We start from the raw sequence: 12821 nt of genomic DNA, 5'->3' as shown, positions 1-12821 counted from the left end.
GGCGGCACCCTGCACGCCGAGGACACACCGGGCGGCGGCCTCACCATGGTGCTGAGCCTGCCCACGGCGGCGAGCCACCCGCCACCGCCGGAACCCGACCTGTCCACTACGGCGATCGCGTAGGACGGTCGAGCGACAGGTGCTGACGCCTCCACGCCGTGACTCCATGGATCTTCCCCGGCTCACCCCGGGGCCAGGCGGGTACGGACAGAACGCCGCCGGGGCGGCGTACGCCGACGCGGTGTCGGAGTACGCCGACCTCGGGCGGGACGAGTTGCCGGAGGCAGTCGGCGCGGTCACTTCGGGTCGCGGTTGCACACCGCCTTCGACCAGCGGTAGCCGAGCGCCGCGAGGCCCAGGCACCAGACGATGGTGATCCACCAGTTGTTGCCGATCTCGGTGCCGAGCAGCAGCCCGCGCAGGGTCTCGATGGCGGGCGTGAAGGGCTGGTACTCGGCGATCGGCTGGAACCAGCCCGGCATCGCGTCGACCGGCACGAAGGCGCTGGAGATGAGCGGCAGAAGGACCAGCGGCAGCGCGTTGTTGCTGGCTGCCTCGGCGCTGGGGCTGACCCGAGCGGACGGTGTAGGACATCGTCCTGCTCGACCCCGGCTTGCCCGACGCCGACGGCCTCGATCTCGCCCGCCGGCTGCGCGCCCGCTTCCCCGAGCTGCTGATCGTCATCCTCACCGCGCGCGACGAGGAGATCGACGTGATCGCCGGTCTCGACGCGGGCTGCGACGACTACCTGGTCAAACCCTTCAGTCTCACCGTCCTGCTGGCCCGCCTGGGTGCCCATCTGCGCCGCCGCCCGCCCGCCTCGCCCCAGGAGGGACCCCTCCGGCTCGGCGACCTGACCGTAGACACCGCCGCCCGCCGCTGCCTGCTGCGCGACCGTGAGCACCGCTACGGCAGTCAGGATGTGTTCAGGTTCCCGGTGACACCGTCAGCTGCATGACATCCGAGTTCCCGCCGGTCCACGGCCCCGCCGCTGCCACACCCGGCCACCGCCGCCGTTCCCGCCCTGGCTGGAACAAGGTTCCCGAGATCACCGTGTACTTCTGGGTGATCAAGGTGCTGTGCACCACGGTGGGCGAGACCGCGGCCGACCTGCTCAACGAGAAGGCCGGCCTGGGCCTGACCGGTGTGTCGCTGCTGATGAGCGTGCTGTTGGCGGGGGTGCTGGTCGTGCAGTTCCGCACCAGCGCCTACCGGGCGGGCGTGTACTGGCTCGCCGTCGCCCTGATCAGCGTCGTCGGCACCCTCATCAGCGACAACCTCACCGACAACATGGGCGTACCGCTGGAGACCAGCACCACGGTATTCGCGATCGTCCTGGTGGTCGTGTTCGCCGCCTGGTACCGCAGCGAGCACACCCTGTCCATCCACAGCGTCGACACCACCCGCCGGGAGTCCTTCTACTGGCTCGCGGTCCTGTTCACCTTCGCTCTCGGCACCGCGGCCGGCGACCTGGTCTCCGAGCGCATGAACCTCGGATACTGGCTCGCCGCCGTCCTGTTCGCGCTGGCGATCGGAGCGGTCGCCGTCGCGCACTTCGCACTCGGCCTGGACGCGGTGTGGAGCTTCTGGATCGCCTACATCCTCACCCGCCCGCTGGGCGCCTCGGTCGGCGACTACCTCTCCCAGCCCACCGGCGACGGCGGCCTGGGCCTGGGTACTGTGGTCACCAGCGCACTGTTCCTCACGGTCATCCTCGGCCTGGTGGTGTACCTGGCGGTCACCCGCAGGGACGCCATCGAACCGGAGCCGCAGCACGCGCCGGCAGCATGACCGCACGCCCGCCTGCGGGCAGCACGGTAGCCCGCAAGCAGGCCGACCAGGAACCGTGCGCCGGGTGCATGTCCGGCGTGGTAAGACACCCCACTCCACGGCGGAGCGGGCCAGGCGCCGCGCCAGCGGCAGCCCAGGCCCGCTCCGCCGTGTCCGTCGTCCGTGACGGCACGGCGGCCGGGCGGGAAGAGCTGTCCGACAAACGCGAAATGACACACCTCCGGTCCGTCGTCCGTGACGTCGATGCGTACGCCATTGGCCGCCGGGCGAGCACGGACGGCGCCGTTCGGCCGGGCCTACCGCAGGGCACCGACGACCAGCGGGCTGACGATGCGTTCGAGGAGGGCTCTTGGCATTGCCTCCGGTGCCCGTCCGCGCCGTCGACGGCGGCCGTGACGGCCAAGGGGCCAGCGGCGTCCAGTCGTTAGGCTGACCAGCGGCCGCGGCTACGACGCCTCCGCTGCCGGCGGCACGGCCGAGATCCTTGTGTCCCAGGCGGTGCGCATGGGCTCGACGGCGTCGGGGGATGACCGCGCGAGCCACCCGGTCTCGGCAGCCGAGCACGGGCCGCCGCACCACCAGTCCAGCTCGGCGACGATCCGACTGAGGGGCGGAGCTCACAAGTCGGCTCCCGCCGCTCGTGCCACAGCACCGCGGATGCCCAGGAGCCCGTCCACCGAGGCGCTCAGGCCGGTTCGGAGTTGCGGTCGTACTGCGGATGCGTTCCTCAAAGGCGACGGCCTCCCCTGGTTGCCTGGCCGGTCAGTGGCTCTCCTCTCCCTGGGCAACTTCGACCTGGTGATGGAAGGCAAGCACGCCGGTTGCCCCGGCGCAGACCGACAGGAGCGCGCAGGCGGCGAGGAGAAGCGCAGTACAGCGCGTGGCGCGCGAGCGCCGCTCGGGGGGCGTGAGGAGGGCGGCGACGCGTTGGGGAACGGGACCGGTCGTTGCCGCGGGTGCGAAGTCGGGGCGGGTGGAGCGGGAGGCTTGGCCGGCGAGGGCGGCCCGGGCGATGGCTGTGGCAATCAGGCGCCGATCGCCGAGGGTGGTGGCGGCGGCCTCGTCGGCCGCCCGCTCGGCGGCGAGCCGGATGGTGGCCCGGATGGTGCGCAGGGCGGGGTGGCAGTGGGCGGCGAGTTCGGCGGCGGCCAGGAAGTAGTGGTGGCCGGCCTGGTTGTGGGCGCGTTCGTGGGCGAAGAGGGCTTCGCGTTCGGCGGGGCCGAGGCTGCGCAGCATTGCGCTGGTGACGACGATGCGGTGGGGCCGTCCGGGCAGGGCGTATGCGTCGGGGTGGGGTGAGTCGATGACGCAGAGGTCGCCGGCTGCGGGGCGGCGGTCGGCCTGCGTGCGTGCGCTGCGGAAAAGTCGGGCCTGGCGGAGGGCCGAGCGCGCGAGGCTCCAGGCACTGAGGGTGAGCACTCCGACGGCCGCCATGGCCGCGGGGACGACGAGGAAGTCCGACGGCGTGCGCAGGGGGTGGACGAGTTCGCCGAGGGCGGCGAAGGCGGGCAGTTTGAGCAGTCCGGTCAGGACCAGGGCGCCGAGAGCGGCCACACAGGCGCCGGCCAGGGCCAGAGCAGAGGCCGTGAGGACCCACAGTGCGGTGACGGGAGTCAGACGGTCGAGGGTGCGGCGGGCCAGCGCCGGCGCGAGGAAGGGGAGGAGCAGCGGTACCAGTAGCAGAGCGGTCACTGCTCGTCACCCTCCAGCAGCTGGCGCAGAAGCTGTTCGTCGTCGGGGCTGAGCTGGGCGACGAAGCGCGCCAGAACCGTCTCGCGGTCGGTGTCCCGGTCGAGTTCGGTGTGCATGCGCCGGGCGGTCAGGCCGGGGGCGTCCTGCACGGGGAAGTAGGCGTAGCCGCGCCCCTGGCGATCACGGCCGACGACGCCTTTCTCGTGCAGACGGGTCAGGATCGTCGTCACCGTCGTCCGGGCCAGTTGGGAGCCGAGTTCGGTCTGCACGCGGCCTGCGGTGAGCGGGGCCCCGGCGGCCCACAGGGCGGCCATGACTGCGGCTTCGAGCTCGCCCGCCGGCCGCCTCTCGTCCTTTGCATCGGTCATGGAACGTTCCTCACCCCACTATCGTCTACAGTCCAGTAGACCGTCTACAGCATTGTAGTCGTTGTCGGGTGCCGGTCCGCTGCATCCGATGGTCCGGACGAAGGGATTCTCGACGATGACCACACCCGTGCACCTATCGACGCAGCTCGCTGTCAACGTGCTGGATGCCCGGTCGCTGCTGTCCGCTTTCGGCACGCCGGGCGTGGGCGTGGTGTTGTTCGCCGAGACGGGCCTGCTGATCGGTTTCTTCCTCCCCGGCGACTCGCTGCTGTTCACGGCCGGCCTGCTGTGCACCGGCACCGCCGACCGCGGCCTGAAGCTGTCGCTCGCCCCACTGCCGGTCGCCGCCGCGGTGGGTGCTCTGGCGGGCTCGCAGTGCGGATATCACCTCGGCCGGAAGGCGGGCGGCGCCCTGCTCGCCCGCAGCCGATGGGCCCGCCTGCACGAGGGGGCGAGACGGGCGGAGGAGTTGCTGGAGCACTACGGGTATGCGAAGGCGATCGTGCTGGCCCGCTTCGTTCCGGTGGTGCGGACAGTGCTGAACCCAATGGCGGGCGCGCTGGGCGTACCGGTACGGACGTTCACCGTCTGGCAGGTGACGGGCGGACTGGCGTGGAGTCTGGGGCTCACCCTGGCCGGATACGCGCTGGGCTCCTCCGTACCAAATGTGGACCACTATCTGCTGCCGATGGTCGCCGTGATCGTGGCCCTGTCACTGATTCCGCTCGCCCGTGAGGTGTACCGCTCACGCCGGGACGCGAAGGCGAAGGAGGCACGCGGATGATCCTCGCCTTCAACGGCTCGTCGATCGACGGCCCTGCCTACACCGACGTGGTGGACCTCGCCCGGCACTCCCCTGCGTGGCTGGACGACGCGGTGTCGGCCTGGTCGACGTACGGACTCGGGCTGTTCGCCGTGCTCATAGTCATCGGCTGGTGGCATGCCCGGCGGGCGGGCGCCACGACGTCCTTGATCGCGCTCGCCGTGCCGTTCGTCGTGGTCGTGGCCTACGGGGTGAACACGGGGCTGAAGCTGCTGGTGCGCGAGGACCGGCCCTGCCAGAGCCTGCACGAGACCACGCTGGAGGCGTGTCCGGCGCCCGGCGACTGGTCCTTTCCCAGCAACCACGCGGCCATCGCCGCCGCGGCGGCCGTCGCCCTGCTGTTCGTCTCCCGCCGGCTCGGCGCGGCCGCCGTGGTGGCCGCCTGTGCGATGGCGGCCTCGCGCGTCTGGGTCGGCGCGCACTACCCCCACGACGTGGTGGCGGGGATCGCAGTGGGCGCCCTGGTCGCGCTGCTCGCGATGGCCGCCCTGCGGCGGACTCCGCAGGCCCTCGCCCGACGCATCATGGCCTCCCGGCTGCGTCCACTGCTGATGGCCGCATGAAGCGCGGCGATGTGGCCGAGTTGGCCGGCAGCACCGCACTCGGCGCCTGGACGGGGTTCGGCGTACTGACCATGGTCGTCATCGGTCGCGACGGCGTGCCGCAGTTCGGAGACAGTGACCTTCTGTCGTGGTCCGTTGGCCACCGGCCGGACGTGATGGTGGCGTTTGCCCGCGGGCTGACCGCCACCGGGACGGGTGTTGTCCCGTATCTGCTGGCCGTACTGGCCGGCATCATCGCGGGGCATACGCTGCGGCAGCGGATGATGGCCGTCGCGCTCTGTCTGGCCTGCCTCGGCACGGGCCAGGCACTGCGGTACGAGGTGATGACGCTCGTCGCCCGGCCCCGGCCGCCCCACGCGGACTGGGCAGCACACGCCTCCGGGTGGGCGTTCCCGTCCGGTCACACCACCACCGCGGCCCTCACCGCCGGACTGCTCGTCACCGCCGTCCGCGTGCGCGGCCCGCGCGGCACGACGCCGCTCACCCTGGCCTTCGGCGGTTGGGGCGCGCTGGTCGGACTGACCCGCGTCTACCTCGGGGTGCACTGGTTCACGGACGTGCTCGCCGGCTGGCTGTTCGCCCTCGGCTGGCTGGGCGTGTGCCTGTGCGCAGTGGCCTGGTGGCTGCCCGAGCGATTGATACCCGGCACGACGGACACGGCACCAGAACCGAGGGAGGACCATGCGCCACAAGATCCTGGTCGTCGAGGACGATCACGCCCTGCGTGACGTGCTGGTGCGCGGACTGCGCGACGAGGATTTCGACACGGTCCCCGCGCCCGACGGCGCCACCGCCCTGCGGCTGGCCGCCGACGACATCGCCGGCGCCGTACTCGACGTCGGACTGCCCGACGCCGACGGGCGGGACGTCTGCCAGGCCATGCGCGCCAACGGATTGCTCTCCCCCATCATCTTCCTGACGGCCCATCACCGACTTACCGACCGCTTGTCCGGGTTCTCCGCGGGGGGCGACGACTATCTGCCCAAGCCGTTCCACCTCACGGAACTCGCTGCCCGCCTGCGGGCAGCGGTCAAACGGACCGCACCACGACCCGCGACCACAGCGGGAGAGGTGGTACTGGACGCCGTCCGGCACGAGGTCAGTTTCCGTGGCACCCGGATCGCGCTGACACCGACCGAGTTCCGTCTCCTGGCCGCGCTCATGGCGGCGTCCGGCGGCATCGTGCGCCGCCGCGAGCTGGTCCGGGCGGGCTGGCCCGAGGGCGCCCAGGTCAGCGACAACACCCTCGACCAGTACCTGACCCGGCTGCGCCGCAAGCTGCGCGACGCGGGCAGCGACCGCACAATCGGCACGGCCCGCGGGATCGGCCACCACCTGTCATGACCCTTCTCCGTCACCGGCCACGGCCTGTCATGACCGCTCTCCTGTACCGGCTGACGCCCCGCACGCTGCGCGGCCGGCTGTCCTTGGTGGCCCTCACCACGGCCACGCTGCTGATGGTCATCCTCACCGTCACCTTCAACACCGTGGCCCAGCAACGCCTTCAACACCAGGCGGACGACCAGCTGCACAGCCGTGCCGCCGCCGTCGCGACCACCGTCGACACGAGCGGCACGGCGGTACGCGTCCTGGAGACCCCCCACGACAACCTCCTCGACGCGAACGTATGGATCTACGCCGGCGGACGCCTGCTGGAAGCACCGCCGGCAGCCGGCCCCGTGACCCGCGTCGCTGACAGACTCGCCCGGCGCGGTGGGCGGCGTTGCGTCACCGCCACCGCTCCCGGCCACCCCCTACGGCTGTGCTCCCAACCCGTGCCCGGCCTACCCGGAAACACCAGCGAAGCCACCGTGGTCACCGCGCTGGACCTCTCCCCCTACCGGAGTTCGGCCGACACCCTGCTCCTGGGATCGCTCGCCCTGGACGCCGTCATGCTCGCCTGCACCTACGCCCTGACCCGGCTGGCGGTGGGCCGCGCGCTGCGCCCCGTGCGCACGATGACCGACCAGGCCACCCAGTGGAGCGCCGTCGCCTCCGAAGAACGCTTCGGCGGCACGCGGCGCCCGGCCGAACTCGCCCGCCTCGGTACGTCCCTGGACGCGCTGCTGGACCGCATCCGCACGGTCCTGCGCCACGAGCGGCAGCTCACCGGAGAACTGTCGCACGAGCTCCGTACGCCCCTGAGCCGGATCATCGCCGAACTCGACTGGTGGCAGACCCGCCCCCGCTCGCCTGACCAGACCCGGGCCACCCACAGGGTCATCGCGGAAGCCGCCGAGTCCATGCGCAGCATCTGTGACACCCTCCTGAACGACGCCCGCGACGGCACACTCACCGCTCCGGGCACCGCCGAGGTCCTGCCCACACTGCGTCACCTGCTCCAACTCCTGGAGAAGCCAGGCCACTTGGCAATCAACGTCGACGGCCCTCACCTGGACGCCGGAGTCCCACCCGTCCTCCTCGAACGCATCGTCAGCCCGCTCCTCACCAACGCCTGCCGCTACGCCCACTCAAGCGTCACCGTCCGCGCGTATCGCGCACCCGACGGCGTACGCGTCGACGTCATCGACGACGGGCCCGGCGTACCGCCCCCGTTCGCCGGACAGCTCTTCGAGCCCGGTCAACGCGCGAACCCGGGCGACGGGCACAGCGGTGCCGGCCTGGGACTGCCCCTGGCACGACGCCTGGCCCGCTCCGCCGGCGGCGAGGTGACATACGACCCCGGACACGCACCGGGCGCACGGTTCATGGTCAGCCTCCCTGCCGGGTGACGGTGGCCGCCCGGTTCGAAAGCCATGCCCGGTCCGTGCGGCATCACGGCATGAGGCCGTGCTGGATGTCCTTGCGGGAGATGGCCAGATAGCCCACGAAACCGAGGATGGCCACCGTCCAGGACAACGTGACCGGCCCCAGACCCAGGTTCAGTCCCCCTCGGTGGTGGCTGACGGCCATCCAGTCGGCTACGGAGGCGCCGAGCGGCCGGGTGATGACGTAGGCCGCCCAGAACGCGGCCACCGCGTTCAAACTGCCCCAGCGGTGGGCAACGGCCGGAACGGCGATCGCCGCGGCGTACAGGGCCGCGGAGCCCAGGTAGCCGAGGCCGATCGTGGCGGTGAGGTCGCCCGCGGCGGTGCCCAGCGCGAACGTGGCCAGCACGGCGGCCCAGTAGAAGATCTCGCGGCGGCGGGTGTGGATGCTGTGGATGGACAAGGTGCGTTCGCTGCGGTACCAGAGGGCGAAGACAACGGCCAGCGCGGCCATGAACAACGGGGTCGAGATCGTGTACGGCACGCCGAGGCCGACGTGCAGGGTGTCGGCGGCCATCGTGCCGAACACGCTGACCATGACGATCGCCGTCCAGTAGATCCAGGCCACGTACCGCCGGACGGCGAACTGCACCGCCAGGGCAGCCACCAGGGCGATACCCCCGAGACCGACAGCGGGGATCGGGCCGAGCGCATGCGCCAGAAAGTCGGAGGCCGTCTCTCCCATCCCGGTCGTCAGCACCTTGATGATCCAGAAGTAGACGGTCACCTCCGGCACCTTGCTCGCCACGTGTCGTATGTGACCCGGGGGCCGTTGGTGAGTGAGGTGATCTGTCGTCATGGCAGGCACGATGACACGATGCCCGCTGGTTTCCTCAGACCCCTTTGCCGGAGTTTTGGCGCTTCTGGTGCTCGAGTTGCCCAAGGCTCGTCCGAACCTGAACACAACCTGAACACGGTGGCCGATGCGCTGGTAAGCGGTCTGCGGCGGGTGGTACCGCTGGTCTCCAGCGGGCCGTTCACCTGCGACCGCCATGGGGGACTGACGGTCGAACACTCCCGTAGGGCGGAGCCGTCTCCCGCACGGACGGCGGCGCGGCCTGTCGGCTGACCGTTCGGCCGACTAGGACAGGCAACGGAACCGAGCCATTACGCCTCTTATGACAAGGAACGCGTGCAACTGTCGCGCCGGGCCTCGGGGCCGTACTCCGGGGCTTCCGCGGCAACCACTGCACGGGCGGGGGCGCCAACAGTGCCGGAGGACCAACTCCGGCATGCGCATCTCACTGAAGGCAGCAAGGATGAGCGATTACCGTGGCCGACCTCCTGCGCGGGAGCCCTGGGGCCATTCCGAGCCCTCTCCAGGGCAGCAGGAGAGGGAGCCTGCGAGCGAGCAGCACCGGATGACCCGAGCAGAGATACGCAGGGCCGCCCAGACAGCGAACCGGCGATCGTCGCGCGGAAAGTCGGCAAGGCGCGGCCCGGGTGTGCGTCCGCCCGCCTCCTCCCGGCGCGGGGCGCCCGGGAAGCGGCGGCTGATCGACTTTCCGCGGGCGGGCAGGCGCGGTGTGCGGCGCTGGCTGCCGTCCTGGAAGCAACTGTTGACCGTCTTCGTGCTGTTCTTCGGCGGCACGGCCGCCGCGGTCGGCTTCGCCTACGCGTCAGTGTCGATCCCGAGCGTCAACCCGAGCGCCCAGCTGCAGAACAACGTGTACTACTGGTCGGACGGTTCGCAGATGGCCAGCGTGGGCCAGGTGAACCGGCAGAACGTGAACCTGTCGCAGATTCCGTCCGATGTGCAGTGGGACTTCCTCGCGGCGGAGAACGCGTCCTTCTACACCGACCCGGGCGTCGACCCGCAGGGCATTCTCCGGGCGCTTTACCACATGGCTGAAGGCGGCCAGGTGCAGTCCGGGTCGACCATCACGCAGCAGTTCGTGAAGAACGCCTACCTCAGCCAGGACCAGACCCTGACGCGCAAGTTCAAGGAGATCATGATCTCCTTGAAGATCGGCAACAGTCTGAGCAAGCAGCAAATCCTGCAGGGCTATCTGAACAGCAACTACTACGGCCGCGGCGCATACGGCATCGAGGCCGGCGCCCAGGCGTACTACCACCTCCCGGTGGAGAAGCTGAACGTCAGCCAGGGAGCGTTCCTGGCCGCCACCGTGAACGAGCCGAGCGTGATGATGAACGCCGACGACCCGCAGGCCCGCGCCCAAGCCACCGCCCGCTGGAAGTACGTACTGGCGCGGATGGTCAAAATCGGCAAGTTGAGCGCCACGCAGGAACAGGCCTATCTGCGCAAGGGCTTCCCGGTGCCGAAACCGATGACCGCCTCCGGCTCGACGAGCGGTCAGCTCGGCTACCTGGTCCAGACCGCCGAGCAGTACATCGAGCAGCACTCGTCCATCACCGAGCAGCAGCTCAATCAGGGCGGCTACCAGATCCACACCACGTTCGACAAGAACCAGGTCGCCGAACTGAGCTCCTCCGTGGCCAAGATGCGCAAGCAGCACCTGGACCCCAAGAACCGGCCGGCGGACCGCAACGTACAGGTCGGGGCCTCCTCCGTCGACCCGGCCACCGGGGCGATCGTCGCCCTGTACGGCGGTGACGGATGGAACAAGGGCCACTACACCGACAACGCCGACAGCGCGGGCGTGCCGGTCGGCTCCACCTTCAAGCCCTTCGACCTCGCCGCCGCCCTGGACCACGGCGCAGTCCTCTCCCCCGGGCAGCCGCCGTCGCCGATCACGCCGGAGACCATGTTCGACGGCGACGACGGCATCGAGATCAAGAACCAGCAGGGACAGTACCTCCCGGACGGCAGCGACCCCACCGGGCTGCTCCACCAGCAGAACGACGTCCCCACCAAGTGGGGTTACATCACCCTGCGCAAGGCCATGGAACAGTCGGTCAACACCCCTTACGTCCAGCTGGGCGAGTACGTCGGGTACGACCACGTGGAGAACGAGGCACTGGCGGCCGGCCTGCTGCGCAGCAGCCTCCAGTACGACACCGCCGGCTTCTACATCGGCACCTCCACCCCGTCGGCCATCCGCATGGCCGACGCCTACGGCACCTTCGCCGACAACGGGGTTCACCACGAGCCCTACTCGGTCACCAAGGTGCTCGACGGTGGCCGGCAGCTACCGGGGTTCACCCCGCCCGCCGGCACGCAGGCCATGCCCGCCTCGACCGCCGACACCATCACGAACGTGCTGCAGGACGTGGTCCAGCACGGCACCGGAACCAACGCCCTGGCCCTCGGACGCCCCGCCGCCGGCAAGACCGGCACCACGGACGACTACAAGTCCGCCTGGTTCATCGGCTACACCCCGCAGCTGTCCACGGCGGTCACCATGTTCAAGGAGGGCTCCGGCAACTCGGGCCTGAAGTCCATGTCGGGGGTCGGCGGGTACAGCAAGGTCTTCGGAGCGGACATGCCCACCCAGGTGTGGCTCGGCTACATGTCCGCCGCACTCCAGGGCCAGCCGGTGCAGCCCTTCCCGCCTGCACCTTCCCTCGGCAAGGGTGATGACGAGAACGGTGCGCCGTCCCCCACCCCCTCGGCAACTCCTACCGAGAATCCCTCAAGCACTCCATCACCCAGCACACCCGCACCGTCCCCGTCCATCACGCCGTGCAGCGACATCCCTGGGGGGTGCACCTCCCCCACCGCCGCCACACCTTCCCCCTCGGCGACCAGCCCCAGTCCGCCAGGCGGCCTCTTCGGCCCAGGAGGCGGCAAACAAGGCAGCGGTGGCGCCCCATCACCACACCCATGACCCTGGGGATCGACTGAAGCGGCTCACCGCAGCCCGCCAATGCCACGCTGGCCGCGCGGAGAAACTGCACAACCTAACGGGCAACGCGTACCGCTGAAGGTCCTGGCTCCGCCAACAGGCGCACCGCCACGGACCCTTCGCGAAGCTCGTCCAGTGCCCGGATCCCAGGGCACTGCGCCCGCCGGCCGGTGGCCGCCTGCGCGGCGGGGGGCGGCCGAGTCTCCTTCCGGATCAGCTGCGGGCACTCGTCGCGCGGTCGAGAGGATATCCGCGTCGCGGCCTCATGGACTGCTCTCCGGAGCGGCCCGCACCGCCATGCGCTTCCGCCTGCTCGCACCAGTTGCGACTGTTGCACAGCCTCGGCTTGGTGATCGGCGAACAACAGGAACGCTTGGACACATCTACGGGCTGTACGGCAACCACGTCGCCGAACAGGCGAGCCGGAACCGGCGGGGGCCGTCGCCGTCGTCGGCACCGCCATGGAGCAGGTCGGGCAGGCAGAACATCAGAAAGACCACGATCACGACCCCGGTGTCCAGCACCCATGGATGTGCCCGGTCGGCCTGCCGCAACCGCTGGCCGCCCCGGGACAGACGGGCGACCAGCGGTCCCATCCCGCTGATGTCATCGGTGGTCACGGACGTCACCTGTTCATGATGCGGGTGTCAGACGTCGGCGCGCGCCAGCCGGTACGCCGCGCCGCCCAGGGCCAGCGCCGCCCAGCAGAGGAAGACCAGCAGTCCGGCGCCCGGCGACAGGCTGGTGGAGTCGTGGGTCAGCGCGAACATCGACTCCCCCGCGTTGGAGGGCAGGTAGGGGCTGATGTCGTCCTGCCAGGAGCTCGGCAGCAGGGAGATCAGTCCCGGGATCAGCATCAGGGCGGCCAGGGACTGCTGCATGATCGGGTGACAGCGGGGTTTATGCAGCCAGAGCTGCGGGTGGGGTCATGATGGTCTCGTACTCGACGGGGGGCAATCGGCCCAGGCGTCGTTGCTGTCGGCGCCGGTGGTAGGTCCGCTCGATCCAGGTGACGATCGCGATCCGCAACTCCTGGCGGGTGGCCCAGA

11 protein-coding genes and 4 pseudogenes are annotated in these 12821 nt (G+C 70.4%); 8 read left to right on the top strand and 7 right to left on the bottom strand.

Features of this window, described 5'->3' with window-relative positions; genetic code table 11:
• Window positions 1–296: 296 nt before the first annotated feature.
• A pseudogene (locus ACFWWR_RS46855) lies at window positions 297–572 on the bottom strand (ABC transporter permease); the annotation flags it as partial.
• Window positions 573–592: 20 nt separating this feature from the next.
• Between ACFWWR_RS46855 and ACFWWR_RS46850 the strand changes: the two are divergent.
• Together ACFWWR_RS46850 and ACFWWR_RS46845 are read left to right on the top strand one after the other, a co-directional pair.
• Window positions 593–958, top strand: a complete 366-nt coding sequence (locus ACFWWR_RS46850; RefSeq protein ID WP_384310509.1) for a response regulator transcription factor — start codon at window positions 593–595, stop codon at window positions 956–958.
• A complete protein-coding gene (locus tag ACFWWR_RS46845) occupies window positions 955–1791 on the top strand; it encodes a hypothetical protein (RefSeq protein WP_383872676.1) in 837 nt (278 codons plus the stop codon). The genes ACFWWR_RS46850 and ACFWWR_RS46845 overlap by 4 nt, the downstream gene beginning before the upstream one ends.
• 762 nt (window positions 1792–2553) lie before the next feature.
• Here the strand turns inward: ACFWWR_RS46845 and ACFWWR_RS46840 are convergent.
• The gene (locus ACFWWR_RS46840; protein WP_383872679.1) at window positions 2554–3483 is read right to left on the bottom strand and encodes a M48 family metalloprotease; all 930 of its coding nucleotides are present in this window, start codon (window positions 3481–3483) and stop codon (window positions 2554–2556) included.
• A complete protein-coding gene (locus tag ACFWWR_RS46835) occupies window positions 3480–3851 on the bottom strand; it encodes a BlaI/MecI/CopY family transcriptional regulator (protein WP_383872681.1) in 372 nt (123 codons plus the stop codon). Before ACFWWR_RS46835 ends, ACFWWR_RS46840 begins: the two co-directional genes overlap by 4 nt.
• A 115-nt stretch (window positions 3852–3966) precedes the next feature.
• Here ACFWWR_RS46835 and ACFWWR_RS46830 point away from each other — a divergent pair, with 115 nt between their 5' ends.
• The 5 genes from ACFWWR_RS46830 to ACFWWR_RS46810 are packed head-to-tail and all read left to right on the top strand — an operon-like array spanning window position 3967 to window position 7969.
• Window positions 3967–4635 carry a DedA family protein gene (locus ACFWWR_RS46830; protein WP_384310508.1) on the top strand — a complete coding sequence of 223 codons (669 nt, stop codon included), beginning with the start codon at window positions 3967–3969 and terminating at the stop codon, window positions 4633–4635.
• Window positions 4632–5237: a phosphatase PAP2 family protein gene (locus tag ACFWWR_RS46825; protein WP_383872686.1), complete on the top strand. Its 606-nt coding sequence runs from the start codon at window positions 4632–4634 to the stop codon at window positions 5235–5237. The genes ACFWWR_RS46830 and ACFWWR_RS46825 overlap by 4 nt, the downstream gene beginning before the upstream one ends.
• Window positions 5234–5965, top strand: a complete 732-nt coding sequence (locus ACFWWR_RS46820) for a phosphatase PAP2 family protein (protein WP_383872690.1) — start codon at window positions 5234–5236, stop codon at window positions 5963–5965. The genes ACFWWR_RS46825 and ACFWWR_RS46820 overlap by 4 nt, the downstream gene beginning before the upstream one ends.
• The gene (locus tag ACFWWR_RS46815) at window positions 5919–6581 is read left to right on the top strand and encodes a response regulator transcription factor (RefSeq protein ID WP_384310506.1); all 663 of its coding nucleotides are present in this window, start codon (window positions 5919–5921) and stop codon (window positions 6579–6581) included. The genes ACFWWR_RS46820 and ACFWWR_RS46815 overlap by 47 nt, the downstream gene beginning before the upstream one ends.
• A 29-nt stretch (window positions 6582–6610) precedes the next feature.
• Window positions 6611–7969 carry a sensor histidine kinase gene (locus ACFWWR_RS46810; RefSeq protein ID WP_384310504.1) on the top strand — a complete coding sequence of 453 codons (1359 nt, stop codon included), beginning with the start codon at window positions 6611–6613 and terminating at the stop codon, window positions 7967–7969.
• A 43-nt stretch (window positions 7970–8012) separates the two neighbouring features.
• Here the strand turns inward: ACFWWR_RS46810 and ACFWWR_RS46805 are convergent, their stop codons facing one another.
• Window positions 8013–8804 carry a hypothetical protein gene (locus ACFWWR_RS46805; RefSeq protein WP_384310501.1) on the bottom strand — a complete coding sequence of 264 codons (792 nt, stop codon included), beginning with the start codon at window positions 8802–8804 and terminating at the stop codon, window positions 8013–8015.
• A 646-nt stretch (window positions 8805–9450) separates the two neighbouring features.
• On the opposite strand from ACFWWR_RS46805, the gene ACFWWR_RS46800 reads away from it, so the two are divergent.
• Complete coding sequence (locus ACFWWR_RS46800) at window positions 9451–11754, top strand: transglycosylase domain-containing protein (protein ID WP_384310498.1); 2304 nt, start codon at window positions 9451–9453, stop codon at window positions 11752–11754.
• A gap of 434 nt (window positions 11755–12188) precedes the next feature.
• Here ACFWWR_RS46800 and ACFWWR_RS46795 read toward each other — a convergent pair.
• From ACFWWR_RS46795 to ACFWWR_RS46785, 3 pseudogenes are all read right to left on the bottom strand, one after another.
• A pseudogene (locus tag ACFWWR_RS46795) lies at window positions 12189–12368 on the bottom strand (sensor histidine kinase); the annotation flags it as partial.
• Between the two features lie 51 nt (window positions 12369–12419).
• Window positions 12420–12641 (bottom strand): annotated as a pseudogene (locus tag ACFWWR_RS46790) (ABC transporter permease); the annotation flags it as partial.
• A 31-nt stretch (window positions 12642–12672) separates the two neighbouring features.
• A pseudogene (locus ACFWWR_RS46785) lies at window positions 12673–12821 on the bottom strand (IS3 family transposase); the annotation flags it as partial.

Origin of the sequence: Streptomyces sp. NPDC058678 (assembly GCF_042714835.1) — a bacterium.
GTDB lineage: Bacteria > Actinomycetota > Actinomycetes > Streptomycetales > Streptomycetaceae > Streptomyces.
Note: the sequence above shows the minus strand (reverse complement) of the source record. Positions and strands in the feature narration are given on the sequence as shown.

What these genes read in the sequence shown, in the direction of transcription:
- ACFWWR_RS46845 (WP_383872676.1), top strand. Translation starts at nt 955, where the DNA reads ATGACATCCGAGTTCCCGCCGGTCCACGGCCCCGCCGCTGCCACACCC.
- ACFWWR_RS46835 (WP_383872681.1), bottom strand. Translation starts at nt 3,851, where the DNA reads ATGACCGATGCAAAGGACGAGAGGCGGCCGGCGGGCGAGCTCGAAGCC.
- ACFWWR_RS46830 (WP_384310508.1), top strand. Translation starts at nt 3,967, where the DNA reads ATGACCACACCCGTGCACCTATCGACGCAGCTCGCTGTCAACGTGCTG.
- ACFWWR_RS46825 (WP_383872686.1), top strand. Translation starts at nt 4,632, where the DNA reads ATGATCCTCGCCTTCAACGGCTCGTCGATCGACGGCCCTGCCTACACC.
- ACFWWR_RS46820 (WP_383872690.1), top strand. Translation starts at nt 5,234, where the DNA reads ATGAAGCGCGGCGATGTGGCCGAGTTGGCCGGCAGCACCGCACTCGGC.
- ACFWWR_RS46815 (WP_384310506.1), top strand. Translation starts at nt 5,919, where the DNA reads ATGCGCCACAAGATCCTGGTCGTCGAGGACGATCACGCCCTGCGTGAC.
- ACFWWR_RS46810 (WP_384310504.1), top strand. Translation starts at nt 6,611, where the DNA reads ATGACCGCTCTCCTGTACCGGCTGACGCCCCGCACGCTGCGCGGCCGG.
- ACFWWR_RS46805 (WP_384310501.1), bottom strand. Translation starts at nt 8,804, where the DNA reads ATGACGACAGATCACCTCACTCACCAACGGCCCCCGGGTCACATACGA.